Annotated in this window: 29 protein-coding genes and 2 pseudogenes; 22 read left to right on the forward strand and 9 right to left on the reverse strand. The window is 66.3% G+C overall.

Annotated elements, in window-relative coordinates:
- Positions 1–7: 7 nt before the first annotated feature.
- Positions 8–235, forward strand: coding sequence for a hypothetical protein (locus tag KRR38_RS20925; protein WP_217405162.1), 228 nt, complete (start codon positions 8–10; stop codon positions 233–235).
- A gap of 62 nt (positions 236–297) precedes the next feature.
- Positions 298–714: a nuclear transport factor 2 family protein gene (locus KRR38_RS20930; protein ID WP_217405164.1), complete on the forward strand. Its 417-nt coding sequence runs from the start codon at positions 298–300 to the stop codon at positions 712–714.
- Between the two features lie 7 nt (positions 715–721).
- Here KRR38_RS20930 and KRR38_RS20935 read toward each other — a convergent pair whose 3' ends face one another.
- The 4 genes from KRR38_RS20935 to KRR38_RS20950 all read right to left on the reverse strand — a co-directional run bounded on the left by KRR38_RS20935 (position 722) and on the right by KRR38_RS20950 (position 3,439).
- On the reverse strand, positions 722–1,156 hold the full coding sequence (locus KRR38_RS20935; protein ID WP_217405166.1) for an MAPEG family protein: 435 nt from the start codon (positions 1,154–1,156) through the stop codon (positions 722–724).
- 87 nt (positions 1,157–1,243) lie between these two features.
- Positions 1,244–1,450 (reverse strand): zinc-finger domain-containing protein, encoded by a 207-nt coding sequence (locus KRR38_RS20940; RefSeq protein ID WP_217405168.1) that lies wholly within the window; start codon positions 1,448–1,450, stop codon positions 1,244–1,246.
- Between the two features lie 33 nt (positions 1,451–1,483).
- Complete coding sequence (locus KRR38_RS20945) at positions 1,484–2,608, reverse strand: AI-2E family transporter (protein ID WP_254514907.1); 1,125 nt, start codon at positions 2,606–2,608, stop codon at positions 1,484–1,486.
- A 48-nt stretch (positions 2,609–2,656) separates the two neighbouring features.
- Positions 2,657–3,439 (reverse strand): SDR family NAD(P)-dependent oxidoreductase, encoded by a 783-nt coding sequence (locus KRR38_RS20950; RefSeq protein ID WP_254514908.1) that lies wholly within the window; start codon positions 3,437–3,439, stop codon positions 2,657–2,659.
- A 50-nt stretch (positions 3,440–3,489) separates the two neighbouring features.
- On the opposite strand from KRR38_RS20950, the gene KRR38_RS20955 reads away from it, so the two are divergent.
- The 8 genes and pseudogenes from KRR38_RS20955 to KRR38_RS20990 all read left to right on the forward strand — a co-directional run bounded on the left by KRR38_RS20955 (position 3,490) and on the right by KRR38_RS20990 (position 11,746).
- Positions 3,490–4,437: an ABC transporter ATP-binding protein gene (locus KRR38_RS20955; RefSeq protein ID WP_217405170.1), complete on the forward strand. Its 948-nt coding sequence runs from the start codon at positions 3,490–3,492 to the stop codon at positions 4,435–4,437.
- Between the two features lie 136 nt (positions 4,438–4,573).
- A pseudogene (locus KRR38_RS20960) lies at positions 4,574–4,849 on the forward strand (endonuclease domain-containing protein); the annotation flags it as partial.
- A gap of 106 nt (positions 4,850–4,955) precedes the next feature.
- On the forward strand, positions 4,956–6,533 hold the full coding sequence (nadB, locus tag KRR38_RS20965; RefSeq protein ID WP_217405173.1) for an L-aspartate oxidase: 1,578 nt from the start codon (positions 4,956–4,958) through the stop codon (positions 6,531–6,533).
- The gene (locus KRR38_RS20970; RefSeq protein WP_217405175.1) at positions 6,530–6,994 is read left to right on the forward strand and encodes an SRPBCC domain-containing protein; all 465 of its coding nucleotides are present in this window, start codon (positions 6,530–6,532) and stop codon (positions 6,992–6,994) included. The genes nadB and KRR38_RS20970 overlap by 4 nt, the downstream gene beginning before the upstream one ends.
- A 131-nt stretch (positions 6,995–7,125) precedes the next feature.
- Positions 7,126–7,884 (forward strand): SDR family oxidoreductase, encoded by a 759-nt coding sequence (locus KRR38_RS20975; protein WP_217405178.1) that lies wholly within the window; start codon positions 7,126–7,128, stop codon positions 7,882–7,884.
- Between the two features lie 4 nt (positions 7,885–7,888).
- Positions 7,889–8,650, forward strand: a complete 762-nt coding sequence (locus KRR38_RS20980; RefSeq protein WP_217405180.1) for an SDR family NAD(P)-dependent oxidoreductase — start codon at positions 7,889–7,891, stop codon at positions 8,648–8,650.
- A 42-nt stretch (positions 8,651–8,692) separates the two neighbouring features.
- Positions 8,693–9,718, forward strand: coding sequence for a zinc-binding dehydrogenase (locus tag KRR38_RS20985; protein WP_217405182.1), 1,026 nt, complete (start codon positions 8,693–8,695; stop codon positions 9,716–9,718).
- 132 nt (positions 9,719–9,850) lie between these two features.
- A complete protein-coding gene (locus KRR38_RS20990) occupies positions 9,851–11,746 on the forward strand; it encodes a glycosyltransferase family 2 protein (RefSeq protein WP_217405184.1) in 1,896 nt (631 codons plus the stop codon).
- A gap of 79 nt (positions 11,747–11,825) precedes the next feature.
- On the opposite strand, the gene KRR38_RS20995 is transcribed toward KRR38_RS20990, so the two are convergent.
- The 3 genes from KRR38_RS20995 to KRR38_RS21005 form a co-directional block, all read right to left on the reverse strand.
- Positions 11,826–12,071 carry a GlsB/YeaQ/YmgE family stress response membrane protein gene (locus KRR38_RS20995; RefSeq protein ID WP_217405186.1) on the reverse strand — a complete coding sequence of 82 codons (246 nt, stop codon included), beginning with the start codon at positions 12,069–12,071 and terminating at the stop codon, positions 11,826–11,828.
- A 90-nt stretch (positions 12,072–12,161) separates the two neighbouring features.
- The gene (locus tag KRR38_RS21000; protein ID WP_217405188.1) at positions 12,162–12,701 is read right to left on the reverse strand and encodes a nuclear transport factor 2 family protein; all 540 of its coding nucleotides are present in this window, start codon (positions 12,699–12,701) and stop codon (positions 12,162–12,164) included.
- A 96-nt stretch (positions 12,702–12,797) separates the two neighbouring features.
- Positions 12,798–13,757, reverse strand: coding sequence for a LysR family transcriptional regulator (locus tag KRR38_RS21005; protein WP_217405190.1), 960 nt, complete (start codon positions 13,755–13,757; stop codon positions 12,798–12,800).
- Positions 13,758–13,875: 118 nt separating this feature from the next.
- Between KRR38_RS21005 and KRR38_RS21010 the strand changes: the two genes are divergently transcribed.
- The 5 genes from KRR38_RS21010 (at position 13,876) to KRR38_RS21030 (ending at position 19,382) form a co-directional block, all read left to right on the forward strand.
- Positions 13,876–14,955 carry a Rieske 2Fe-2S domain-containing protein gene (locus KRR38_RS21010; protein WP_217405192.1) on the forward strand — a complete coding sequence of 360 codons (1,080 nt, stop codon included), beginning with the start codon at positions 13,876–13,878 and terminating at the stop codon, positions 14,953–14,955.
- Positions 14,955–15,992 (forward strand): aldo/keto reductase, encoded by a 1,038-nt coding sequence (locus KRR38_RS21015; protein ID WP_217405195.1) that lies wholly within the window; start codon positions 14,955–14,957, stop codon positions 15,990–15,992. The genes KRR38_RS21010 and KRR38_RS21015 overlap by 1 nt, the downstream gene beginning before the upstream one ends.
- A gap of 547 nt (positions 15,993–16,539) precedes the next feature.
- Complete coding sequence (locus tag KRR38_RS21020; RefSeq protein WP_254514909.1) at positions 16,540–18,465, forward strand: ribonucleoside-diphosphate reductase subunit alpha; 1,926 nt, start codon at positions 16,540–16,542, stop codon at positions 18,463–18,465.
- Between the two features lie 23 nt (positions 18,466–18,488).
- The gene (locus KRR38_RS21025; protein WP_217405200.1) at positions 18,489–18,824 is read left to right on the forward strand and encodes a hypothetical protein; all 336 of its coding nucleotides are present in this window, start codon (positions 18,489–18,491) and stop codon (positions 18,822–18,824) included.
- 138 nt (positions 18,825–18,962) lie between these two features.
- Entirely contained in the window at positions 18,963–19,382 is a 420-nt protein-coding gene (locus KRR38_RS21030; protein WP_254514910.1) for a membrane protease subunit, read from the forward strand.
- An 80-nt stretch (positions 19,383–19,462) separates the two neighbouring features.
- Here the strand turns inward: KRR38_RS21030 and KRR38_RS37450 are convergent, their stop codons facing one another.
- Positions 19,463–19,885 (reverse strand): DUF2171 domain-containing protein, encoded by a 423-nt coding sequence (locus tag KRR38_RS37450; RefSeq protein ID WP_309141104.1) that lies wholly within the window; start codon positions 19,883–19,885, stop codon positions 19,463–19,465.
- A gap of 132 nt (positions 19,886–20,017) precedes the next feature.
- Complete coding sequence (locus KRR38_RS21040; protein ID WP_217405202.1) at positions 20,018–20,731, reverse strand: alpha/beta fold hydrolase; 714 nt, start codon at positions 20,729–20,731, stop codon at positions 20,018–20,020.
- A 71-nt stretch (positions 20,732–20,802) separates the two neighbouring features.
- Between KRR38_RS21040 and KRR38_RS21045 the strand changes: the two genes are divergently transcribed.
- The 7 genes and pseudogenes from KRR38_RS21045 to KRR38_RS21075 all read left to right on the forward strand — a co-directional run bounded on the left by KRR38_RS21045 (position 20,803) and on the right by KRR38_RS21075 (position 25,396).
- Positions 20,803–21,591 carry a glutathione S-transferase family protein gene (locus KRR38_RS21045; protein WP_217405204.1) on the forward strand — a complete coding sequence of 263 codons (789 nt, stop codon included), beginning with the start codon at positions 20,803–20,805 and terminating at the stop codon, positions 21,589–21,591.
- On the forward strand, positions 21,588–22,043 hold the full coding sequence (locus KRR38_RS21050) for a cupin domain-containing protein (RefSeq protein WP_217405206.1): 456 nt from the start codon (positions 21,588–21,590) through the stop codon (positions 22,041–22,043). The genes KRR38_RS21045 and KRR38_RS21050 overlap by 4 nt, the downstream gene beginning before the upstream one ends.
- A complete protein-coding gene (locus KRR38_RS21055) occupies positions 22,040–22,474 on the forward strand; it encodes a cupin domain-containing protein (protein WP_217405208.1) in 435 nt (144 codons plus the stop codon). The genes KRR38_RS21050 and KRR38_RS21055 overlap by 4 nt, the downstream gene beginning before the upstream one ends.
- Positions 22,471–22,914: a cupin domain-containing protein gene (locus tag KRR38_RS21060; protein WP_217405210.1), complete on the forward strand. Its 444-nt coding sequence runs from the start codon at positions 22,471–22,473 to the stop codon at positions 22,912–22,914. Before KRR38_RS21055 ends, KRR38_RS21060 begins: the two co-directional genes overlap by 4 nt.
- Complete coding sequence (locus tag KRR38_RS21065; RefSeq protein WP_217405212.1) at positions 22,911–23,381, forward strand: cupin domain-containing protein; 471 nt, start codon at positions 22,911–22,913, stop codon at positions 23,379–23,381. The genes KRR38_RS21060 and KRR38_RS21065 overlap by 4 nt, the downstream gene beginning before the upstream one ends.
- A gap of 12 nt (positions 23,382–23,393) precedes the next feature.
- Positions 23,394–24,131 (forward strand): glutathione S-transferase family protein, encoded by a 738-nt coding sequence (locus KRR38_RS21070; protein ID WP_217405214.1) that lies wholly within the window; start codon positions 23,394–23,396, stop codon positions 24,129–24,131.
- Positions 24,132–24,330: 199 nt separating this feature from the next.
- Positions 24,331–25,396: pseudogene (locus KRR38_RS21075) on the forward strand (ribonucleotide-diphosphate reductase subunit beta).
- The last annotated feature ends 1 nt before the right edge of the window (position 25,397 follow it).

Genomic DNA, 25,397 nt, shown 5'->3' on the forward strand with positions numbered 1-25,397 from the left:
CAAGCCAATGAGCCGCGCAATGAACCTCAAGCTCGAACAAGCCGACGTTGTCGCGCAATGCGCCAAGGCCGGCGTCGCCATCAGCGCGATCGAGACCCTGCCCGCCGGCGGCACGCATCTGGTGCTGGTCAGGCCCGAGGGCGCCGAGACGATGCGCGGCGTCTTCGCCAAGAGCATCATCGAAGGCCGCGTGAAGCGCTTCGCTTTCATGCATCCCAGGCCCTCGCCGCTCTAAGGCGCTTCCCCGCACGGGCGATTTGAGGCATTCTTCGCCGGGAACGGCACGGGAGGCGACTCATGGATCGCGACCAGGTTCTAGCCATCATCGACCAGGCTTATGCTGCTCGCCAAGCGAACGACGAGGAAGCCCTCGGCCAGATCTGGGCCGAGGATGCGACCTTCGAACTGGCGGGCGAGACCAGCCTGCTCGAGAACTTCCCCGGCTCCACGGGTCCCGAGGCGGGAAAGCCTGCTGTCGAAGCGCTGATGCGCCTGGTGGCGATGAGCAACGTCACCCGCCTTAACGCCGTGGTCGAAGGCAACAAGGCAGCGACGCTATCGAGCGCGACGGTCTCCTTCGCCGGCCGGCCCTCATTCGAGACGCTGCTCTACGACCTCTGGGAGATCAACGAAGCCGGCCGGGTCCGCTCGCTCCAGCAGTTCGCCGACACCGCGCGGGTGGTCCACGAGATGCGCGCGCTGAAAGAGATCTGACGCGCTCCTACAGCTTGGCGCAGATCGACAGGCCGATGTTGACCCACAGCGCCATCACGAACAGCACGCCCAGGATGAACCCGCCGCCGCGGTGCGAGGGGTTGTTGTAGGTCATGTGGACCGCACTCTGCAGCAGCCGCGCGACGACCCAGCCCCAGGCGAATGCCAGCGTCCAGCCGCTCACCGCACCCAGCACGAAAGCCGTGATGCAACCGGCGTAGAACAGCGTCGGCAGTTCGAACAGGTTATCCCAGTGCCGCACGGCGGCCGTGGCGCCCTCGGGCTCGGGCGTGCCGAGATGGGCGCGATAGAAGCTGGGGTCCTGGCCGGCCTTCACCGCCGCGCCGCGCGCCGTGGCCATCTTGATGAAAGCCACGAAGGTCAGCGCGACGATGACCAGCATCGGCACGAGAATGGTCACCGGATTGGTATGATCGAACATTGGCAGCTCCCCCCTTATACGGCGGCTACCCCTGCCGCCTTGGGGGAGAGCATGCCTGCAGCGCCGAACGACGCAAGCGGAAAAGGATCAGGCCGCGGCCACGTCTCCGCCGTCGGCCGAGCCGCCGCGCAGCACGAAGCGGCGGTCGCAATAGCCGCATTCGACGAAGCCGGTCTCGTCGATCTCCAGCCAGACACGCGGGTGGCCAAGCGCGGCGCCGCCGCGAATGTCGGTGGCTCCGTCGCAGCTGACGCGGGTGGAATCGGTGTAGACGGTTTCGGGCGGCTTGATCATGGCGCGCGGGATAACAGGGCTGGGCGCGATTTTCTAGCCGCCAATCGGTGGCATGCGCTCGTCGGGAACCGCGGGATTGAGTGGTCCGCGCTGCGCCCCGATCCATTCGCGCCACAGCAGCAGCAGCGCGGCCATCAGTGCCGGCCCGAGGACGATGCCGATCAGGCCCCAGGCCTCGATCCCGCCGATGATGCCCAGCAGCACCAGCAGGAACGGCAGCCGCGTCGCGCCGCCGATCAGCACGGGGCGGATGAAATGGTCGGCAACGAAGACCACCACCGAACCCAGCACGCCGATGGCGATGGCCGCGCCGATCTCGCCGGCCGCGGCCAGCAGCCCGGCCGCCGCGACATAGGCAACGACCGCGCCCAGCGGGATCGCCGAGAGCAGCCCGGTGAGCAGGCCGAGGATTGCCGGATGCGGTACCCCGGCAACATAGTAGGCCGCGCCCATCAGCACGCCTTCGCCCAGGCCGACGACGACCAGTCCGTTCACCGTGCCGCGGATGGCCTGGACGATCTGCTCGCCGACCTGCTCGCCCGCCGGACCGAAGGCCCGGGCGATGCCGACGCGCAGGCCGCGGGCGAGGCCTTCGCCATCGCGCAGCATGAAGAAGAAGATCAGCAGCATGAAGACGATGATGAGCAACCGGTGCAGCACCGCGCCGAGGAAGCGGCCGCCGAGGTCGAGCGACGAGCGTCCACCCTCGCCATGCAGGATCGACAGATGGCTCAGCGCCCCCGGCTGCGCGAGATTGGCCTGCCACCAGCCGACGAGCTGGTCGCCGAACGGCAGCTGCGCGAGGATGTGCGGCGGCGGAATGCCCTGTGCTCCCGATTGCTGGACGAATTGCACGAAGTCGGCGCTGTCATGCGCCAGCGCGGTGGCGACCATGATCAGCGGCAGCACGAAGATCAGCAGGATCAGCAAGGTGACGCCGAGCGGCAGCAGTACGCGACCCTGTTTCGGCCAACGCGCCTGACAGCGGACATACCACGGCCACAGCGACACGGCGAATACCGCCGCCCAGCCCGCCGCCGCCAGGAAGGGTAGCAAGGTCCACAGGCCTGCCAGCGCGAGCAGGATGACCGCGACCAGCGCAGCCCTGGTCTGACCGCGTGAAAGAGCCCCGAAGCTGCGGTTGCTGTTTTCGTCCATGCGGCAGGCTATAACCGGTGGGGGCAATCAGCCAACACGCCTTTTGGTCTATCCGCCCGTTCCGCCCACTATCGGCCCGCCCGCCACGGTCAGGGTCTCGCCGGTGATGTAGGACGAGGCCTCGCTGGCGAAGAACACGATCGCCCGCGCCACGTCCTCCGCGCGGCCGGCGCGAGGAATCGGATAGTTCGCGCAGAACGTATCGACTTCGATATTGTTGGCGACGAAATCCTTCGTCGCGTTGTCGGTGGCGATCAGTCCCGGTGCCACGCAGTTGATGCGGATGCCGTGCCTGCCCCATTCGGCCGCGGCGACGCGGGTGAACATCTGGATACCTGCCTTCGCCACCGAGTAGGCCGCCAAGCCCTGCACACCGTCGTTCCCCGCCACCGAGGACACGTTGACGATCGTGCCCGAGTGCTGCGCCCGCATGTGCGGGCCCACCGCCTGGGTGCAGAGAAATCCGGTGTCGAGATTGCGCGCGAATTCGAAACGCCAGGCGGCAAGGTCCATGTCGCTGAGCTTCGCATGATCGCCCCAGCCGACGCCGTTGACCAGCACGTCGATGCGGCCGAACTCGGCGATCACACGCGCGACCATCGCTTCGACTTCGGCTTCCAGGCTGACATCGGCCCTGATCCAGATGCAGCGGCGGCCCGTCTCGTTCTCGATCGCCTGCGCAGTCGGCGCGAGCGTCGACTCGCTGCGCCCGGCAATGGCTACGTCGGCGCCGTAGCGCGCGAGCAATAGTGCCGTCGCCGCGCCTATCCCGGTGCCCCCGCCAGTCACGATCGCGACCTTGCCGGTGAAGTCATACCCTTCGGCGATCATCGCATAGCTCCTCTCTTTACCCGGGCCTCTTCCTGTCCCAAGGAAGCACTATGAGCGAAGGTCCGGCGATTTCCATCCGCAATCTGGTGAAGCGCTATGCCGGGGAGAAAGGTGCGCCCGGCAAGCTGGCGCTCGACGACGTCAGCTTCGACGTGCCGCAAGGCGGCATCTTCGGCCTGCTCGGCCCCAACGGCGCGGGCAAGTCGACCTTGATCAACACGCTGGCGGGCCTCGTCATGAAGACCTCGGGCCAGGTCTCGATCTGGGGCTTCGACATCGACAAGAACATGCGCAACGCCAAGCGCGCGATCGGCATCGTCCCGCAGGAGATCTTCTTCGATCCCTTCTTCACCCCCTTCGAAGTGCTGGAGAACCAGGCCGGGCTCTACGGAGTCGCCAAGCCGCTGCGCCGCTCGATGGAGCTGCTGCAGGACGTGCACCTGGCCGACAAGGCCAAGTCCTACTCGCGCACGCTCTCGGGTGGTATGAAGCGGCGGTTGCTCGTCGCCAAGGCCATGGTCCACTCGCCGCCCGTGCTGGTGCTCGACGAGCCGACCGCCGGCGTCGACGTCGAACTGCGCCGGCAGCTCTGGGAACTGGTCAGCGAGATGAACGCCCAGGGCGTGACCGTGGTGCTGACCACGCACTACCTCGAGGAAGCCGAGGAGCTGTGCGACCGCATCGCCATCATCAACCACGGCAAGCTGATAGCCAACCAGTCGACCCGCGAACTGCTGGCGACCGCGCGCGAGAAGGTCGTCGTCCTGACGCTCGACCGCGACCTCAGCGGGCTGCCGGAGCATGCCTGCTTCCTCAGATGCGAGAAGACCGGCGAGCGCACGGTCGAGATCACCTACAACAAGGATACCACCAACGCCGGCGAAGTGCTGGCTTCGGTCCAGAGCCAGGGCTTCGCGATCGTCGACGTGACGACCAAGGAAGCCGATCTGGAGGACGTTTTCGTCAGCCTGACGAGCGCGGTGCAGGTGCCGGTTTAGCGGTGCCCACCCTAGCCCCTCCCGCAAGCGGGAGGGGGATGGCCGGGGCCTAGATCGATCCGAAAGCGAGCAGCTTCAGCGCGATCAATCCCCCTCCCGCTTGCGGGAGGGGTTGGGGGTGGGCCAGTCTCCGACCATGCCCAACTGGAAGCCCCGAAACACGGAACGCGCCCGCGAACTGCGCAACCAGGCTACGCCGGCAGAGCGCCACCTCTGGCATTTCATCTCGAACTCCCAGCTCGGCCATAAATTCAGCCGCCAGATGCCGGTCGGTCCGTTCTTCGCCGATTTCCTCTGCCGAGAGCAAAAACTCATCATCGAACTCGACGGTTTCTCGCACGAGGTCGATCCCGGACGCGATATCTGGCGCGACAAGTACCTGAACGAAGCCGGATATCGCGTGTTGCACTTCCCAAACGCCGAAGTCCTCGCCAATGTCGAAGGCGTGGTTACGATGATACGCTTTGCCTTGAACGAAAGGCCCACCCCCGGCCCCTCCCGCAAGCGGGAGGGGGATCATGATCCACGACGTCATCATCGTCGGCTCGGGCGCCGCTGGCCTCACCGCCGCCCTCGGCCTCGCCGAGAAACTCAAGGTCCTCGTGCTGGCCAAGGGCTCGCTGACCGGCGGGTCGACCGCCTGGGCCCAAGGCGGCATCGCCGCCGTGCTCGATGCGGGCGACACTTTCGAGGAGCATATCCGCGATACGATGATCGCCGGGGCCGGGCTCAACCGGCAGGAAACCGTCGAATTCGTCATTGAACGCGCGCCGCATGCGATCGACCGGCTGGTCGAGCTCGGCGTGCCGTTCAACATGGACGGCAACAGCCTGCACCTCACGCGCGAGGGTGGTCATTCGCACCGCCGCATCGTCCATGTCGACGACGCGACGGGCTGGGCCGTGCAGTCGGCGCTGCTCAAGGCGGCCGAGGATCATCCCAACATCACGCTGCTGCCGGGGCAGTCCTGCATCGACCTGATCACCGGCAAGCACGAGCTGCGCTATTCGGGCTCGGGCAGGGTCTGGGGCGTCTACGCGCTCGACGAGGCGACGGGCAAGGTCGAGCCGCATACCGCGCGCGCGACGATCATGGCGACAGGCGGCGCAGGGCGCGTCTACCAGTTCAGCACCGCCCCGCGCGGCGCCACCGGCGACGGCATCGCCATGGCCTGGCGCGCGGGCGCGCGCGTCTCCAACATGGAGATGATGCAGTTCCACCCGACCTGTCTCTACAACCTCGAGGTCAAGAACTTCCTGATCACCGAGGCGGTGCGCGGCGAGGGCGGGCGGCTGATCAACCCGCGCAGCGGCAAGCGCTTCATGGAATTCTATGACGCCGAGCGGCTCGAGCTGGCGCCGCGCGACATCGTCGCGCGCGCGATCGACGCCGAGATCAAGCGCTTCGGGCTCGACTACGTCCATCTCGACATCAGCCACCAGCCCGCGGACTTCGTGAAGGGCCATTTCCCGACGATCTACGAGAAGCTGATGGGCATCGGCATCGACATGACCAAGCAGCCGATCCCGGTGGTCCCCGCGCAGCACTACACCTGCGGCGGTATCGTGATCGACCTTAACGGGCAGACCGACCTGCCGGGGCTCTATGCCGCGGGCGAGTGCACCGAAAGCGGCCTTCACGGGGCCAACCGCCTGGCATCCAACTCGCTGCTCGAATGCTTCGTCTTCGGCGAGGCCGCGGCGGCGCATATCCTCGACTGCTGGGATGCCTTCGATCCGCCGCCGCCGGTTCAGGCCTGGGACGAAAGCCGCGTCACCAACTCCGACGAGGAGGTGATCATCAAGCAGAACTGGACCGAGATCCGCCGCTTCATGTGGAACTACGTCGGCATCGTCCGCACGACCAAGCGGCTCGAACGCGCGCAGCACCGGATCCAGATGCTGACCGGCGAGGTCGAGGACTACTACGGCCACTTCCGCGTCAGCACCGACCTGATCGAGCTGCGCAACCTGCTGCAGACCGCCGAGCTGATCGTCCGCTCGGCGCTGAAGCGCAAGGAAAGCCGCGGGCTGCACTATACGCTCGACTATCCCAAGACGCTGCCCGAGGCGCGCGATACGGTGCTCGTGCCGTGAGCGAAGAGCACCGCGTCGACCGCGCCTGGCGCGTGATCGAGGCGCCGGTCTCGGCAGTCTACGATGCGCTGGTTGACGGCAGCAAGGTGTCGCATTGGCTGCCGCCCGAGGGCGCCACGGGCACGCTGGAGGCCTTCGATCCGCGCCCCGGCGGCGCCTTTCGCATGACCTTGCGTTTTTCCTCGGGAACCGGCGGAAAGACCACTCGCGACACCGATACCGTTAGCGGCCGCTTCGTTGATCTCGAGCCCGAAGAGTTCGTCATCCAGGATTTCGATTTCGTCTCGGACGATCCGTCTTTCGCCGGCACCATGCGGATGACCTGGGGTCTGACCTGGTGCGCCGAAGGGACCGAGGTCTCGATCGTTGCCGAGAACGTACCCTCCGGCATAAGCAAGGAGGACCACGCGCAGGGTCTGGCCTCGTCGCTTGCCAACCTGGCGGCCTTTGTCGAGAATTGAACGAACAAAGCCTGACCCGTCACCCCTGCGAAGGCAGGGGCCCAACTGACGGTGCGGTTTGACGCCGCCGTCGCATTGTCGACGCGAGCTTATCTAGACCCCTGCCTTCGCAGGGGTGACGGGAGAGAGGTGTGAGACTCGCAGGACGGATAGCGCTGGTGACGGGCTCGTCACGCGGCATCGGCGCGGGAATCGCCCGTCGGCTCGCTGTTGATGGCGCGAAAGTGGTGCTCCATGCCAGCCGCAGTCGTGAACTGGTCGATCGGGTCGCGGCTGAGATTCGCGCAGGAGGCGGGACGGCCGACATCGTGCTCGGCGATCTCGCCGAGGGCGACATCGCGGCGCAGGTCGTGCGCGATGCCTTTGCGGTCCACGGCGCACTCGATATCCTCGTCTGCAATGCCGGCGCCCCCGCATCTGGGCCGGTCACGGGGCTCGAACCCGCCGCCATCGACGCGCATCTGGCACTCAACCTTCGCTCCGTCATCCTGCAGGTGATCGAATACGCCCGGCTGACTACGAGCGACCAGGGCCGCGTCGTGCTGATCTCCTCGGGCTCGGCGGCGGTGCCGGTGGGCAATGCCGCGCTCTATTCGGCGGCCAAGGCCGCGGCGGACGGCTTCATCCGTTCGGTGGCGCACGAATTGGGCGAGCGCGGCATCACCTGCAATTCGGTGCAGCCGGGGCTCACGCTGACCCGCGAGCTTGACCCCGCGATCAGCGACAAGGTCGCACGGTGGAACGCGCTGCGCCGTCCCGGCCAGGTCGAGGACATCGCCGACGTCGTCGCCTTCCTCGCCTCGGACGATTCGCGCTGGCTCACCGGCCTGACCCTGCCGGCCAACGGCGGCCAGGTCACTTCCGCCACCACGATCATCGCGAAGGGATAGGGCCATGCGGCTGGAAGGAAGAACCGCGCTCGTCACCGGATCGTCGCAGGGCATCGGCAAGGCCATCGCACTGCGCCTCGCCGCCGACGGCGCCAAGGTCATCGTCCACGCCCGCAGCGCCGAGAAGGCCGAACCCGTGGTTGAGCTGATCCGTAGCCAGGGCGGCACGGCCGATGTCGTGCTGGGCGATCTGGTCGAAGGCGATACCGCAACGCGCGTGGTTCAGGACGCCGCCGCGGTCCACGGCGATCTCGACATCATGGTCCTGAACGCCGGCGGCGGCAGTTCGGGGCTTGCGACCAATCTCTCGATCGAGACGATCGACCGCACCCTGGCTTTCAATCTGCGTGCGACGATCCTGGCCGTCTCCGAATATGCGCGGATCACGCAGAGCCCGCACGGGCGGATCGTCTTCATCTCCTCGGGCATGGCGACCTATGGCGCGCCCGGCGTTTCGGTCGGTGCCGCGGCCAAGGCGGGATCGGAAGCGTTCGTGCGCTCCGCCGGACAGGAACTCGGCGCGCGCGGGATCACCTGCAATTCGGTCGCCCCGGGCTGCACGCGGACCGAGATGATCGCCGGGCAGACCTGGCCAGATGCTGTCCCGCCCTGGACCGCGCTCGGCCGGCTGGGCGAGCCCGACGACATCGCCGACGTCGTAGCCTTCCTCGCCAGCGACGAAGCGCGCTGGCTGACCGGGCTGACGCTCGCGGCCAACGGCGGTCTCGTCACCACTGCCGCCAATATCCTTGCGCGGTCGCGCTAGGCGGGCGTAGCCTCCTTTCAAAGAGTCGAGAGGAAGCCTGCCATGCCGAATGCCACCTATCGCGGCGCAATTTTCCGGGGACCGGGCTCTGTCGACGTCATCGACCTGCCTTACCCGACTTGCGGCGACGACGATGTCATCGTCCGCAACCTGATGGCCGGCGTCTGCGGCTCGGACGTGTCCGCCTACAAGCACGGCGGTGACGACCACATGATCTGGCAGGATCACGAGTTCGGTCACGAAGCCGTCAGCGAGATCGTCGAGATGGGTCGCAACGTGAAAGGCCTGAGCCTCGGCGATCATGTCTTCGTCAACCAGGGCAAGGCGCTGCGCGACATGAAGCGCATGGCCACGGTCGGCTCCTTCTCCGAATATATCCGGATTCCGCAGTGCGAGGTCGGCGAAAGCGTGCTGATGATCGACAACGACATCCCGGTGAAATCGGCGGTGCTGGTCGAGCCTTTCGTCATCGGCACGCGCGGCGCGCTCAACCTCGATCCGGGGCCGGACAAGACCGCGATCGTCTTCGGCGCCGGGATCATCGGGCTATCGGCGGCGATCATGCTCAAATGGTTCGGCTGCCCCAAGGTGATGATCGTCGACATCTCCGACTTCCGCCTGGCCAATGCCGCCAGCTTCGGCCTCGTCACCTGCAACCCGGCCAAGGAAGACCTCAGGGCGCGCGCCTTCGCCGAATTCGGCAGCCAGCAGACCTTCTTCGGCGAGCGCTGTCAGGCGCAGCTCTATCTCGATGCCATCGGCATGAAAGTGGCGATCGACAACTTCGCCATGCTCGCCGGGCGCGGCGCATCGCTCGCGGTCGTCGGCGTGCACCACGAGCCCGTGGCCATGGACCTGATGGCGGTCTGCTACAGCAACTGGAAGATCAAGGGCTGCGGCGAGACTGCGATCGAGGAAGCGCTGCCGCATATCCTGGCGATGATGAAGTCGGGCCGCTTCGACCTTTCGGCGCTGGTCACCCACGAATACCGAGTCGAACAGATCGCCGAAGCGCTCGTCATGGGCGCCAATGCTGGCGAGGCGCAAAAGGTTTGCATTGCATTCTGAACACTTAGGCAAGGCCCGTTAACCACACATAGCGGTTCCTGCACCGTCCGTCGCAGGGGGGCCTTGCCACATCGCGTCCTCATTGGTCTCGCGGGGCAACGAAGAACGTCGCAACCGTACGAGGGCCGCTAATTGCTGGATTTATCTAGAGCTTCGCTCGACTGCTCGCTGCTGTTCCTGGCTATCCTCTCTTTCGTAACCGCCGTCCTCACTGCCCGGATCCTGCCCGCGCCGCACCGGATCGACAGGCCTGCGTCGGAGGAACCCTACGAACTGCTCGGTGCGCTCGCCGCCTCGGTGGCGATCCCCGCTGTGCTTTCGGCGCGCCTGGTCGATCTGGCGCCCGTGCTGGTACTCGTGCTGAGCGTGGCAGCGGTTCTCTGCTACTTCGTCCCGCGGCTCAGCCTGCCCGGCGTGCTGTCGCTCTCGGCGCAGGGTGTTGCGCTGCTGGTCGCGCCGATCTGGGGCGTGCTGTTCGTGGTCGAGGCAGGGCTCCCTGGCTGGCTCGAGTCCGGTGCCCTGGCGGCGATCGCACTCGGCATGGTCGCCAGCGCGGTCGGGCTGTTGGCGAGCTTCGCCCGCGAGGCCGTGCTGACGCACGAAGCCTGGCGCCTGCCGACCCGCGCGCCCGCGGCGCCCCAACTGTCGCGCCGCTCCAAGGTCTCGCTGCACCTGTGCTGTTATGCCGAGCCGCCCGAAGTGGTGAAGGCGACGATGGATTGCCTGGCCGCGCTCGACTACTCCGATTTCGAAGTCCTGGTCTGCGACAACAACACCAAGGACGAAAGGCTGTGGCGCCCGCTCGAAGCGCATTGCGCGGTGCTCAATCGCCGGCTGGGGCGTGAGGTGTTCCGCTTCTTCCATGTCGCGCCGCTGGCCGGCGCCAAGGCCGGTGCGCTGAATTTCTTACTGAAACGGATGGCTCCCGACGCTGAGATCGTCGGTGTCATCGATGCCGACTACCAATCGCGCAAAGACTTCCTGGCGCGGCTGGTGCCGTTCTTCGCCGATCCCGAACTCGGTTACATCCAGACCCCGCACGATTACCGCGCCTATGACCACAGCGCGTATCTGACCGCCTGCCACTGGGAATATATGCCGACCAACAAGGTCGATTACCCGGGCGTCAGCGAATATGGCGGCGCCTTCACCATCGGTACCATGTGCCTGCTGCGCGCCGAGGCCCTGCGCCGCGCCGGCGGCTGGGCCGAATGGTGCCTGACCGAGGATTCCGAAGTGTCGGTGCGAATCCGCGCCGCCGGCTACCGCGGGCTCTATTTCGGCGAGACCTTCGGTGCGGGCCTGATCCCCGAGACCTTCGACGACTACCGCAAGCAGCGCTTCCGCTGGACCGCGGGCCCGGTGCAGCAGCTGCGCCGCCATTGGCGGCTGTTCCTGCCAGCGCCGCTCGCACCGCGGCTGCCTGGTTGGAGCAAGCTACTCGAAGTCACGCGCTGCATGACGCCGCTGCTCAGCCTCGCCGGGCTCGCGTTCGGCGCGCTTGCCACGGTCGGCGCGGCGCTGGTCGTCGCGAGCGGCCATGCCGCGGCGATCGATGTGCCCGACATCGCTTGGCTGCTGCTGCCCGTCGGCTTCGCCACCTGGATCGTGCGCACCGTCCACCGCTACCGGCTGTCGGGCTGCACCGACCCGCGCGACATGCTGCGCGGCGAGATCGCCCGCGCGTCGCTCGACTATGTCGTGCTGACGGCCGGTGTTGCCGGGCTGTCCAAGCGCCCGCTGGCCTGGCGGCGGACACCAAAGTTCGCCGTGCGCTCTGCCGGAGAGACCCCGTTTGCCGTTGCCCGGTCGGAAACCGTCGCCGGCTCCGTCTGCCTCACGCTGGCGTTGCTCGCCGGCCTGGGGGCTTCGCGCCTGGGCGGGGAGTTCGCGCTGTTCACGGGGCTGGGCCTGATCACCATGGCGCTGCGCTTCTTCTGCGCGCCGCTGATGGTCGCATTGGGCATCGGCCATGTCGAGCGCATGGCCGCTACACTAGCGCCCGAGCCGCAGCCGTTGGCAGCTTAGGCGCGATCGATTTGCCAGAACTAGGTCCGTCACCCGGGACCAAGTCCGGGATGACGGTGCCGACGAAGGAAAGGCCTGCCTAGAAATGCCAGCCCAGGTGCCGGCCGATGAAGATCAGCACCATCGCGCCGATGATCGAGGCGAGGCAGCCAGCGCGGTTGAACTCGGGATCGCCGCGGCTGGTGACTAGCCCCGCAAGCAGCGAGCCGCCGACGCCGAGCAGGATGGTCATGATCCATCCCATCTCGACCGCGCCCGGATAGAAGAACCGGGCGAGCGCGCCGATGATAAGGCCGCTGATGATGGCGCCGATGATGTTGAACATGAGTGTCCGATCCTCTTCGTTTCACTGCGCCCTGTCACTCGCAATTATGGTCACCCGCAATGCTGTCGCGGTAAAGCATAGGCAGAATGATCAGGTCTTGATCCGGTTCCGGTCGATCCTCAGTGGGCGCTGGTAGGACGGATCGCTGCGGTCGCGCCTGGACGGGACATAGGCATCGTTGCCGGCATTGCCGTCAGGCCCCCAGATCTCGTCGCGCGCCTCGACCAGACAGATCCGCTCGGCAATGCCCCAGCGGCCGTCGCGCTTCTCCATCCGGTCGATGTAGCGCCCGCTCGAGACATTGTACCAGGGCGGTGCCTTGTTGACGCAGCGGAACAGGTAATAGGACTCGCAATGCGCGACATCGCCGTCGAGGTCGCAGCGGTGGTTGGTGATCTGGTGCTGGGTGAATTCCTGGTAGGTCGAATGCAGCGCCAGCGCGGCATCGGCGAACCCCTGGACGTCGCCGATATAGGTACTGCCGTGATCGTCCAGCGCATCGGGGTGATAGGCCGACAGCAGCAGCTCGCGGTCCAGCCGGTCGATCCCACTGCAGTAGCGCATGATGCAGTCGTAGATCTCGTAGCGGTCCTTCATCTCGCGCGCGATCGCGGCGGCTTCGGCGTCCATCGGTCTCTCCCCATTTGATTGTTCGGGTGATCGTTTGGGAAGATTAGGCACGCTCGCCGCGGCGCTGCCAAGACAAATTGCGCAGGTCGGACATGCTCAGCCGGCATAGGTCGAGAGCAGGCGCGGATCGAACAGCCACTCGGCCGGCCAGGCGCCGCTTGTCACTACGGCCGACCATTCCGCGAAGATGACGCGCTCGACCTCGTTGTAGGTGCTGCGCGGCACGCGCCAGAGCGGCTGCACCGCGTAGAGGATCATGCGGTCGACCGCGGGATCGGTTACGGATGCGGCGACGAGTTCGCCTCGCGCCACCGCCTCGCGGCAGGCCAGCGGCGGCAGGAAGGTGAAACCGGCGCCGGCCTTGACCACGTCCCGGGCGAGATCGATCGAATCGACCTCGCCGGCCATAGTCAGCTTCGCTTCGCCCCGCGCTGCCAGCTTTTCGAGCAGGGTCGGCAAGCCATCGGGCGGGCTTGGCAGGATCAGGGGGAAATTCTCGAGCTCGGCAAAGGCCACGCTGCCGCGCCCGCTCAGCGCCGAACCGGGCGCGCCGACGAGCAGCAGTTCCTCGCGCAGAACTTCGCTGCGGAACACGCGGTCGTCGGGTGTGACCCCGGCGAGAAGCGCTATGTCCACCAGGCCACGCAGCAGGTCGGCCGCCAGGCTCGCCGAATCGCTCTCGACGAAGCGCAGCTTCAGATTGGGCAGTTCGCGCGCCAGCCGCAGATAGATGCGCGGACCGAGCAGCTGCGCGATGCCCGGCGGCAGGCCCATGGTGAAGGACACGTCGACGCGCGCCGCGAAGGAGCGCACGTTCTTCAGCGCGAGATCGAGCTGCTGCAGTGGATCGCCCAGCGCCTCGCGCAGATATTCGCCCTCGTCGGTCAGCCGCATGCCGCGTGCCATGCGCTCGAACAGCCTCACCCCGAGCTCGGCTTCGAGCAGCTGGATCTGCCGCCCGAGCGCCGGCTGGGCGACGCCGAGGCTGCGCGAGGCCTGTCCCAGCGAGCCCTCGCGCGCGACCTGGAGGAAATAGCGGAGACGGCGCAGTTCCATGCTCGATGCATACCGCTTCGGCATCGGTAAGCCACAGATATTGTAGTGGCGGCATGGATCGATGTCGGTCATCCTGCGTGCCTGAGACCCGGCCGAAGCCGGGCATGGGAGAATTCGGATGGCGACTTCGGCGGAATATCGTCTGGGCGACTATGCCTTCCCGCGCGGCTGGTTTGCCGTGGCGAACGGCAGCGAGGCCGGGCGCAAGCCGACGGCGCTGCGCTACTTCGGCCAGGACCTGGTGATGTACCGCGGTGAGAGCGGGCGTGTCGTGGTGCTCGATGCCTATTGCCCGCACATGGGCACGCACCTCGCCAGCGGGCCCAGCACGGCAACCAGCCGCTCGGACACCCACATGGAAGGCGACAATATCCGCTGTCCGTTCCACGCCTGGCGCTTCGGGCCCGACGGCGTCTGCAACCACATCCCCTACCACGACGGCCCGATCCCCCCTGCCGCCCGGCTGAAATCATGGCCGGTCGTCGAGAAGTACGGCATCGTTTTCGTCTGGCACGATCCCGAGGCTCAGGAGCCTGACTATCCGGTGATCGAATTCGCCGAATGGGACGATCCGCAATGGGTGCGCTGGGACGGGCTGCAGCATCTCTGCGATCTCAACCACCCGATCGAGATCTTCGACAACATGTCCGACGTCGCGCACCTCGGCCACCTGCACGGCGGCGATGCCGTCGCCTACGAGAACGAGTACACAGGCCACCTGATGCACCAGCGCCAGCGCTCGGCGGTCGAGCCCATTCCCGGCGTGTTCGACGCGACCTATTCGACCCACGCCGGCTATGTCGGCCCCGGCACCGCCTTCGGCCGTTTCATCGAGCTCGAGGCGATCCAGCTGATCTGCGTGACCCCGATCGAGGACGGCACCTGCCGGCTCTGGCAGGTCGGCGCGGTCAAGTCGCGCAGCGAGGGCGGGGTGGTCGACGATGCCGCGCGGGCGATGCGCGAGCAGATCAGCGCGATGTTCGGCAACGGGCTCATGACCGATGCCGAGGTCTGGAAGTTTAAGCGCCCGGCGACCCAGATCATGCAGCTCCCCGGCGATGGCCCGTTCCGCCAGTCGCGCGTCTGGTACAGCCAGTTCTATAATCCGCGCGCCAATGCCGACGAGATCGTCGCGCGCGTCGCCGGCGTGCACTATTCGAAGAACTGGCCGCCCTTCACCGCGGAGGCGGCCGAGTAATGGATTACCGCGAGCTGGGGCGCAGCGGTCTCAGGGTGAGCGCCTACGGCCTCGGCGTGATGACATTCGGCGGGCAAACGCCCGAGGACGACGCGCTGCGTCAGATGGACATGGCCTGGGACGCCGGCATCACCCTGTTCGACACGGCGGAGAACTATCCGACCCCGACCGGGCCCGAGACGCAGGGCCGCTCGGAGGAGATCCTCGGCCGCTGGGTGAGGGCGCGGGGGCTAAAGGGCAGGGCGGTGATCGCCACCAAGGTTGCCGGGCCCGGCAATGCCGCGGGCGACATGACCCATATCCGCGGGGCGCAGCGCAAGCTCGACGCCGCGAACATCCGCCAGGCCTGCGAGGACAGTCTGCGCCGGCTGGGTACGGACTGTATCGACCTTTACCAGCTCCACTGGCCCGAGCGCGCGGTGACGACGCTGGGTCGGTCACGCTATTCGCTCGTGCCCGATGCGCCGGATCAGGTCGTGCTCGGGGAAACATTGGCCGCGCTTGCGTCGCTGATTGCCGACGGGAAGGTTCGCGCCATCGGTGTCTGCAATGAATCGCCTTGGGGCGTGATGTCTTACCTGTCGTTGTCGGAGGCCGGCCTGCCGCGCCTCGCCTCTGTGCAGAACGGCTACAGCCTGCTCGACCGCTACTACGAGCTCGGGCTGGCCGAGGTCGGCATGCGCGAGGGGGTGGGCCTGCTCGCCTATTCGCCGCTCGCGCGCGGAACGCTGACGGGCAAGTATTCCGATCCCAACAAGCTTGCCGCGATGCCCGCCGGTTTCGCCGCGCGTATGCTGTCCGAAAACCGCCGCCACGCCATCGCTGCCTATGCCGAGATCGCGCGCCGGCACGGGCTCAGCCTCACCCACATGGCACTCGCGTTCGCGCGCCAGCAGCCTTTCATGGGCAGCGTGCTGATGGCGGCGAGTTCGGTGGAGCAGCTAGGCGGCAATCTCGGCGCGATCGACGTTTCGCTGGCCAAGGATATCGTGCAGGAAATCAATGCGGTGCACGACGCAAACCCCAATCCGAAGTAGGTCGCCCGCGGCCCGATTCATCCGCAAAAATTTTCCCACAGATTCACTTTGCATCTTGCGCCATTCACAAGCGCTGAGTTTTCGGCGCGTCGCTTCGATCCGATGTGAGTCCGGAAGGCCACACCGGGCTGCTGCGCTGGTTTCCCTCGTATTAACACTCTTGCGCCCGACTCCGGTTTCGTCACTATTGGTTGTGGGTGAGACGTGGGGCACACATCTAGACCTTGAATCCGAAGGGTGGATCGCCAAATCGATCCTGTCCGTGGACGCAAGCGCAGATCGCCGCTCCGCCATCGCACCGGGGGGAACAAATGGGGGATAAGTTTTTCCCCCAAGCCGCCCCGTTCTGGTAGGTTGGGAGCTTGCCCTCCGAATCGAACGAATGAGGAACACGGCAGAGGTCGCAATTCGGGCATCGGGGGCGCGGACAGTGGAATTCAGAAACGGAAACGAGGCGGATATGGACGGCGCAGAAGCAGGTCTGTTCGCAGGCGAAATGCCGGCCCGTTCAAAAACGAAGGAGGCGGGCGCCAGCCCGGCAGTGGCTATGACGCAGAAGACCGATGCCGGCAGTGAAGACCTCGTGGCCCAGCTCGGCGCAGAAGCGCTGGCCAATGCCGTTTCGGGCGTTGCCAAGGCCGCGGCCGCACCGAAAGACGATTCCAAGTCGATCGCCGATCGCCGCTTCACTATCGTCACCGATGAATCGCGTGACAGTCTGCTCACCGATTTCGGCAAGGACACGCTCGACGACCGCTACCTGCTGCCGGGCGAGAAGTACCAGGACCTCTTCGCCCGCGTCGCTGATGCCTATTCCGACGACCAGGATCACGCCCAGCGCATCTACGACTACATCTCGAAGCTCTGGTTCATGCCGGCGACACCGGTCCTGTCGAACGGCGGCACCGGGCGCGGCCTGCCGATCTCGTGCTACCTGAACTCGGTCAGCGACAGCCTCGAAGGTATCGTCGGCACCTGGAACGAGAACGTCTGGCTCGCTTCGCGCGGCGGCGGCATCGGCACTTACTGGGGCGGTGTGCGCGGCATCGGCGAGCCCGTGGGCCTCAACGGCAAGACCAGCGGCATCATCCCCTTCGTCCGCGTGATGGACAGCCTCACCCTCGCGATCAGCCAGGGCTCGCTGCGCCGCGGCTCGGCCGCCTGCTACCTCGACGTCTCGCACCCCGAGATCGAGGAATTCCTCGAGATCCGTAAGCCCAGCGGCGATTTCAACCGCAAGGCGCTGAACCTGCACCACGGCGTGCTGCTGACCGACGAATTCATGGAAGCCGTCGCCGCGGGCGCCGAGTTCCATCTGCGCAGCCCCAAGGACGGCTCGGTCCGCGCCACGGTCGACGCGCGCTCGCTGTTCCAGAAGTTGGTCGAGACCCGCCTGGCCACGGGCGAGCCCTACATCGTCTTCTCCGACACCGTGAACCGGATGATGCCCAAGCATCACCGCGACCTCGGCCTCAAGGTCTCGACTTCCAACCTCTGCTCGGAAATCACGCTGCCGACGGGCCGCGACCACCTCGGCAACGACCGCACCGCGGTCTGCTGCTTGTCCTCGCTCAATCTCGAGACCTGGGACGAGTGGAACGGCGACGACGTGTTCATCGAGGACGTGCTGCGCTTCCTCGACAACGTCCTGCAGGACTACATCGACCGCGCACCCGACGAGATGGCACGCGCCAAGTATTCGGCGATGCGCGAGCGTTCGGTCGGCATGGGCGTGATGGGCTTCCACTCGTTCCTGCAGCTCAAGAACATCGGCTTCGAGACCGCCATGGCCAAGGCCTGGAACCTCAAGATGTTCAAGCACATCGCCGCCAAGGCCGACGAGGCCTCGCTGATGCTCGCGCAGGAACGCGGTGCTTGCCCCGATGCCGCGGACATGGGCGTGATGCAGCGCTTCTCGTGCAAGATGGCGATCGCGCCGACCGCCTCGATCTCGATCATCTGCGGCGGCACCTCGGCCTGTATCGAGCCGATCCCGGCGAATATCTACACGCACAAGACGCTGTCGGGCTCCTTCGTGGTCAAGAATCCCTATCTGGAGAAGCTGCTCCAGGCGAAGAGCAAGGATTCGACCAACGTCTGGAACTCGATCCTCGAGCACGGCGGCTCGGTCCAGCACCTCGACTTCCTGAGCCCAGAGGAAAAGGCGGTCTACAAGACCTCCTTCGAGATCGACCAGCGCTGGCTGCTCGAATTCGCCGCCGACCGTACGCCTTTCATCGACCAGGCACAGTCGCTGAACCTCTACATCCCGGCCGACGTCGACAAGTGGGATCTGATGATGCTGCACTTCCAGGCCTGGGAACGCGGCATCAAGAGCCTCTACTACCTGCGCTCGAAGTCGGTCCAGCGCGCGGGCTTCGCCGGCGGCGTTGAGGCCGACAATACCGCCGAGCCTGCGGTGATCGAACTCGCGGCGCAGACCGATTACGAGGAATGTCTCGCCTGCCAGTGAGCTAGGCCAGAGGAGGTAGAGTAGTGGAAGCCTTTGGCGATCTGCTGTTCTTTGTCCTTCTGTTCTGCGCCGCGGGCTGCGCGATGGCCGTGCTCGGCGCGATCGCACTTTTCGTGGCGCGCAAGGCCGATCCGGTCGCGCAAAGATCGCTGCGGCGCGTCGGCTGGCCGCTGTTCGGCTGCGGCGGCTTGATGGCAGTGACGCCGGTAGCGATCTTTGCGGCCATCGTGCTGTTCGGCATGGGCGTGGTGACCTTTTGCGGCGACAAGCCTGGGTGCGAGCGCTTCAATGGACGTCCGCCCGCCGCCGCGAATACGCCTCACGCAGAACAACAGCCGCTACCAAACGGAAGGCATTAAGCCGCGGCGGGGTCGCTCTTCGCCGTAAATGCGAACGCTTTCGCCAAGTCGGCTGCAACCGGTCTTGCCAATCAGCCCGACGATGAAGATGCTTCGCCGGTCAATAATGGCACAAACTAGCCGGAGGGGGCGGCGGCCATGGCATATCGAGACCAACTTCAAGCGAACGGTGGCTGCACGGCGATTGCCGGCGCAATCGGGGTGGTATTGCTTCTTGGCCTGTTCATTGTCTGGCCGCAGTACCGCGTCTACCAGCAACGCCTCGCGGGCGAAGCCGCGCTAGCCGAGGCACAGAGTTCGCGCCAGGTCGCCATCCTGGAAGCCCGCGCCAAGAAGGAAAGCGCCGTTTCGCTCGCGGAAGCCGAAGTGATCCGCGCAGAAGGTGCAGCCAAGGCGAACCAGATCCTGCAAAATTCGCTGGGCGGCCCAGAAGGCTATCTGCGTTATCTGCAGATCCAGGCGCTCGAAGACAGCAAGGCTTCGTTGATCTACGTGCCGACGGAGGCCGGTTTGCCCGTCACCGAGGCCCGGCGTCTGGAGCGGCAGCAACAGCCGTGAACCAAAACGCCCCCCCGTTATCAAACGGAGGGCGTTAAGCCGCGGGGGTCGCTCCTCGCCGCGGGGCGGCTGGTTAGGCCTTAGCGGGACTCGCCAAAGTCGTTGTCGCCGCGTTCGCGCAGGCGGACCTTGTCGCCTTCGATACCGGCGACCTGGCTCAGCGACACGTAGTGGTGCTCGCCGTCCTGCGAATCCTTACGCGAGAGCTTGATCTTGTCGCCATCGATATGATCGACCGTGCCAACGTGGTTGCCGGCGTCATCGACCACTTCCTGGTGCTCGCGAATCTGGTCGGCGAAGCGGCTGTCCGCACCGCCGCCGCCCTGCTGGCCACGGCTCTGGTCGAACTGCTGCGGCTGGCGCGAGCGATCCTGGTCGGCGCCCTGCTGGCCGCTGCTGCGGCTGGCGCTGGAATCGCCGATGCCGCTGACGCCGCCCTGATTCTGGCTCTGCTGCGGCTGACTGCTCTGATTCTGGTCTTGCTGGTTGCGACGTTCGTCCACGACGACTCTCCTTTTCTTTTCAACCGGTTGACCGCGACGGGTGCGCGGCGTCGGCGTATCGGGGCAACGGAGTCACGAGGCATATCGTTCCGGCGCGGCGGTGGGTTTCGCGCCCAATGAGACGAGCGGGGTTCAGGCAGCCGTGAAGCGATCGCCGATCTCCAGCATCGCCTCCGCCAGCACCTCGGGCGTGCAGAGGAACGGCGAATGATCGGCCTCCAGGGTCAGCACCGGATCGCAGGGCGCGGCCGACTGCATGTCGCGCTGCTTGTCGAGCGAGAGCACCCTGTCCTCGCTGCATTCGATGAAGGCGCGCGGCACGCGGCCCCAGCGTTCCCAGGTCACCGTCGCGGGCGTGTGCATCACCTGCAGCGGCTCGCGGTGGAGGTTGGAGATCGCCCAGTCGGCATCCTCGGGCGTGCAGCCGCTGTAGAACAGGGTCCGGGCCATGGCCGCAAGCTGCTCCGGGCCTATCGCCGGCGCATCGGGATCGGCGCGGTGGCCGGTGACGTCGGCCAGGCTCTGCCCTGGTGGCACGAGCAGCGCGGTCAGGTAGATCAGCCCGGAAATCAGCTGGGGCACGCGTTCCGCCGCCTCGCCGATGACGAGACCGCCGCGGCTGTGCCCAGCGAGCACGACCGGCGCCTTCGCGCTCCGCACCACATCGGCGACGAAGTCACCCCAGTCGGCCAGCGTCACCTGCTCGACCGGGATCGACATGTTGGTGCCCATGCCGGGCAGATCGGGAGCGATGACTTCATGCCCCGCGGCTTCGAGCAGCGGTACGATCCGGTCCCAGGTCCAGCGCCCGTGCATCGCACCGGGGATCAGCACGAAGCTTGCCATCCACGCTCTCCTCTTCTGTATTGGGCCGAAGCGAGCAGGCGCGGGCGCGCCTGTCAATCTGGAGAGAAGCCTTGGGCGAGCCACTGACCCTCTACGGCATGTCGAGCCCGAACGTGCGCAAGGTGGTGATCGCGCTCGAGGAGATCGGCCTGCCCTATCGGACCGAGCACGTAGCCGTGTTCCGCGGGCGGCAGTTCGAGGAGCGATTTCTCGCGCTCAATCCGATGGCCAAGGTGCCGGTTATTCTCGATCCGTCGGGACCGGCCGGCGCGGTGCCGATCTTCGAATCGGGTGCGATCCTGATCTACCTCGCCGAAAGCTATGCGCCGCAGTTCTATCCGGCCGAAGGGCCGGGCCGCTGGGAGGCGCTCAAGTGGCTGATGCTGCAGATGAGCCAGATCGGCCCGGTGTTCGGCCAGCACGGCCACTATCGGCTCATGGAAGGAAACGATTATGCCGCCGGCCGCTTCCGTCGGGCGACGGCGCAACTGTTCCAGGCGCTCGAACGGCGGCTGGGCGAAGTGGCCTCGCGGGGCGGGGCACCGTGGCTGGGTGGCGACGCCTATTCGATCGCCGACATGGCGACCTATCCCTGGGCCAAGCGGCTGAAGCGCTACGGCATGGATGCGGCGGAGTACCCGCACCTCAGCGACTGGCGCATCCGGATCGAAGCTCGCCCCGCGATCGAACGCGCGCACCGCGCGATCGAGGCTTGGGCCGAGCAGGACACCGCCGACCGCGCCCAAGCCACCGAAGAGGAGACCAAGCGCTTTCTTGGGCTTCACATTCGCGCGCCGAGCGCACAGGCTGCGGGCGCCTATCGCGGCCAGACCAAAGCGAGACGGGAGAGCGAACAATGAGCAACCTGGGCAACCGCCGCGTCGTCACCGGGCTCGATGCCGCGGGCAAGAGCACCGTCGTCATCGACGGGCCGATCCCGCGCTTCAACGACATGACCGCCGCGCTCGCCTGGCGCACGGCGGACACGCCGGCCGACAATTCGGGCAACGAGGATCCGGTCGCGGCCTATGACGTGGCCATGCTGCACACGCCGGGCTCGAACTTCGCGATCTGCGAGTTCCGCCCGAACACACCCGAACTGATGCACGCCACCGACACGATCGACTACCTGATCATCCTCTCTGGCCGGGTGACGCTGGTGCTCGAAGAGGGCGAGGCCGATCTCGGCCCGGGCGACTTCGTCGTCGACCGCGGCGTCGTCCACGGCTGGCGCAACCCGCACGACGAGCCCTGCGTCGCCGCCGTGGTCAACCTGCCGGCGCATCCGGTGGGTAAAGGCCGCACCATATGAGGCGGGTCGTCACCGGGCTCGATGCCGCGGGCAGGAGCTGCGTGCTGATCGACGGCGAGGTGCCCCGGCTCGGGCCTGGGCCTGCCCTGATCTGGCGGGCCGGGCTGCCGGCCGACAATGCGGGCAGCGACGATACCGCCACGCCTTACGATCCGGCGATCTTCCACGACGGCGGCAGCACTTTCATGATCGTCGAGGTGCCGCCTGGCTATCCGCATTTCATGCACGCCACCGACACGATCGACTACCTGGTCGTGCTCGCGGGCGAGCTGGTCATGGAGCTGGAGACGGGCGAAGTGCGCATGGGGCCGGGAACCTTCATCGTTGACCGGGGCGTGATCCATGCCTGGCGGAACGACGGGCCGGAAACGGTCGTGCTCGCCACGGTCATCCTGCCGGCGGATCGGGTGGGCAAGGGAGCAACGCTATGAAACGTGTCGTCACCGGGCTCAATGCCGCGGGTAAGAGCTGCGTGCTGATCGAGGGCGAAGTGCCGCGCCGTCGCCCAGGCGCCAACCTGATCTGGCGCACCGGCGCGCTGCCCGCGGACAACAGCGGTTCGGCCGACGAGGCCGTGCCCTACGAGATGGAGATGCTGCACGACGGCGGGGTGAACTTCATCCTGACCGAGCTGCCGCCCGGGCCCGGCGCTCAGGCCTTCATGCACGCGACCGATACGATCGACTACCTCGTGATGATCAGCGGCGAAGTCGTGCTCGCGCTGGAGACCGGCGAGGTGACTTTGCGCGCGGGCGATTTCATCGTCGACCGCGGCGTGATCCACGGCTGGCGCAACGACGGGGCTGTCCCGGCGGTCTTCGCCTCGATAACGATCCCCGCCCATCCCGTCGGACAAGGAAGAACCGTATGAGCAATGCACCCCCCATTGCACCTAGGCGCGTCGTCGCCGGCCTCGATGCGAACGGCAAGAGCTGCGTCGTCTCCGACACGTGCCTGCCGCACACGGGCACGCAGCCGGTGATGGAAGCGACCGCGGTCTGGGGCGGCAGCGCGGTGGCGGTCGATAACGCGGCACCGCTCGAGGAAGGCCTCGCGCCGTTCTCGATGGAGCGGCTGTTCGGGCCCTACTACACGTTCCTCCACGCCGAATATGCCCCGGGCCTCGGCAAGGACGACCCCGGCATGCATTTCACCAACACCGCCGACCACTTCTACATCATCGAGGGCGAATGCGTGCTCGTGCTCGAAAGCGGCGACGTGGTGCTGAAGGCTGGTGACATCGGCATCTGCCGCGGCGTCATGCACGGCTGGCGCAACGACAGCGACAGGCCCTGCCGGCTGATCACCTTCATCCTTCCCGCCAATCCCCTGTCCTGAAAGTAGTTCCCGATGTCCGACAAGCTGATCCTCCACGGCATGCAGAGCCCCAACGTCATCAAGGTCATCCTGATGCTCGAGGAGTGCGGCCTCGACTACGAGCTCAAGCACACCGCCGTGTTCAACCAGGCCCAGTTCGAGCCCGGCTTCCTCAAGATGAACCCGCTGGGCAAGGTGCCCGTGCTGGAGGACTCCAAACTGGGTCAGCCGATCGCCGAATCGGGGGCGATCCTGTTCTGGCTGGCCGAGCGCGAAGGGAAGTTCCTGCCGACGCAGCAGCCGCAGCGCGCCGAGGTCATGCAGTGGCTGATGGTGCAGATGGCGAACTATGGCCCGATGCTCGGCCAGTATACCCATTTCAACATCGCGCCCGAGGACGCCGCGCCCTATGCCAAGGCCCGCTACCGCGCGATCGCCGAGAGGCTGAACCACGTCATCGACGAGCGCCTGCGCGGTCGCCAGTGGATCGCCGGCGACGCCTACTCGATCGCCGACATGGCGACGCAGCCCTGGGCCTACTACGTCGAGCGGCACGGCTTCGACCCGGCCGATTTCCCCGCGCTGATCGAATGGCGCGAGCGGATCGCCGCGCGCCCGGCGGTGCAGCGCGCGCTGGCGCGGGCGCAGGAGGCCTTCGACGAGGTCGCCAACCGCACGCGTAAGGGCGCTTCGGATGCGGATCTCGACAAGTTCTTCGGCCGCACCGAGACCGTGCCCGTCACCGATTATTCCGCCGTGAAGCTGATGTAGCGCGCATCCTTCGCAAGTGTTGATAACCGCTCCCACGAGGCCACATCGTGTGGCGAGCGGCGCCTTGTGATACTATGTAGGGTGTTACGGCCTCGTTCCCGCAGGCGCCGGTCTCTGGCCGAAAGCGCGGGTAACGGCGGGCCGCGGCGCCCGCGCCGATTCGTCTGCAGTTCCAGTTCGCTCTAAAAGGTCGCCCAAGATGCCTCTTCTCGAAGCCCGCAAGACCTACAAGCCCTTCGAATATCCCTGGGCCTACGAGTTCTGGAAGCGGCAGCAGCAGATCCACTGGATGCCCGAGGAAGTGCCGCTGGGCGAGGACTGCCGCGACTGGGCGCAGAAGATCAGCGAGCACGAACGCAACCTGCTGACGCAGATCTTCCGCTTCTTCACCCAGGCCGACGTCGAGGTGCAGGACTGCTACCACGACAAGTACGGCCGCGTGTTCAAGCCGACCGAGATCAAGATGATGCTCGCCGCCTTCTCCAACATGGAGACGGTGCACATCGCCGCCTATTCGCACCTGCTCGACACGATCGGCATGCCCGAGAGCGAGTACGGCATGTTCCTCGAATATGAGGAGCTGCGCGCCAAGCACGATTACCTGCACCAGTTCACCGTCGACAGCGACGAGGACATCGCCCGCACGCTCGCCATGTTCGGCGGCTTCACCGAAGGCCTGCAGCTCTTCGCCTCCTTCGCCATGCTGATGAACTTCCCGCGCTTCAACAAGATGAAGGGCATGGGCCAGATCGTCACCTGGTCGGTCCGCGACGAAACGCTGCACTGCGAGGGCATCACCCGCCTGTTCCACACTTTCGTCAAGGAACGCGACTGCCTGACCAAGTCGGTCAAGGAAGACATCATCGACTGCTGCCAGAAGACCGTGCGGCTCGAAGACGCCTTCGTCGACCTCGCTTTCGAGCAGGGCCCGGTCCCCGGCATGAGCGCCAAGGACATCAAGAAGTACATCCGCTACATCGCCGACTGGCGCCTCGGCCAGCTCGGCCTGCCGGCGATCTACCTGCAGGAGGAACACCCCCCTGCCCTGGCTGACCCCGCTGCTCAACGGCGTCGAACACGCCAACTTCTTCGAGACCCGCGCCACCGAATACTCGAAGGGCGCCACCCGCGGCGACTGGAACACCGTCTGGTCGAACTTCGACCAGCGCCGCAAGGCCAAGGGCAGCGAGACCGCGGCGAACGAAGAAGGCGGCGAGGGCGACGGACCGGATATGTTTGCCAAGGCGGGGATCGCGGCGGAGTGAC

The organism is Novosphingobium sp. G106 (assembly GCF_019075875.1).
Classification (GTDB): Bacteria; Pseudomonadota; Alphaproteobacteria; order Sphingomonadales; family Sphingomonadaceae; genus Novosphingobium.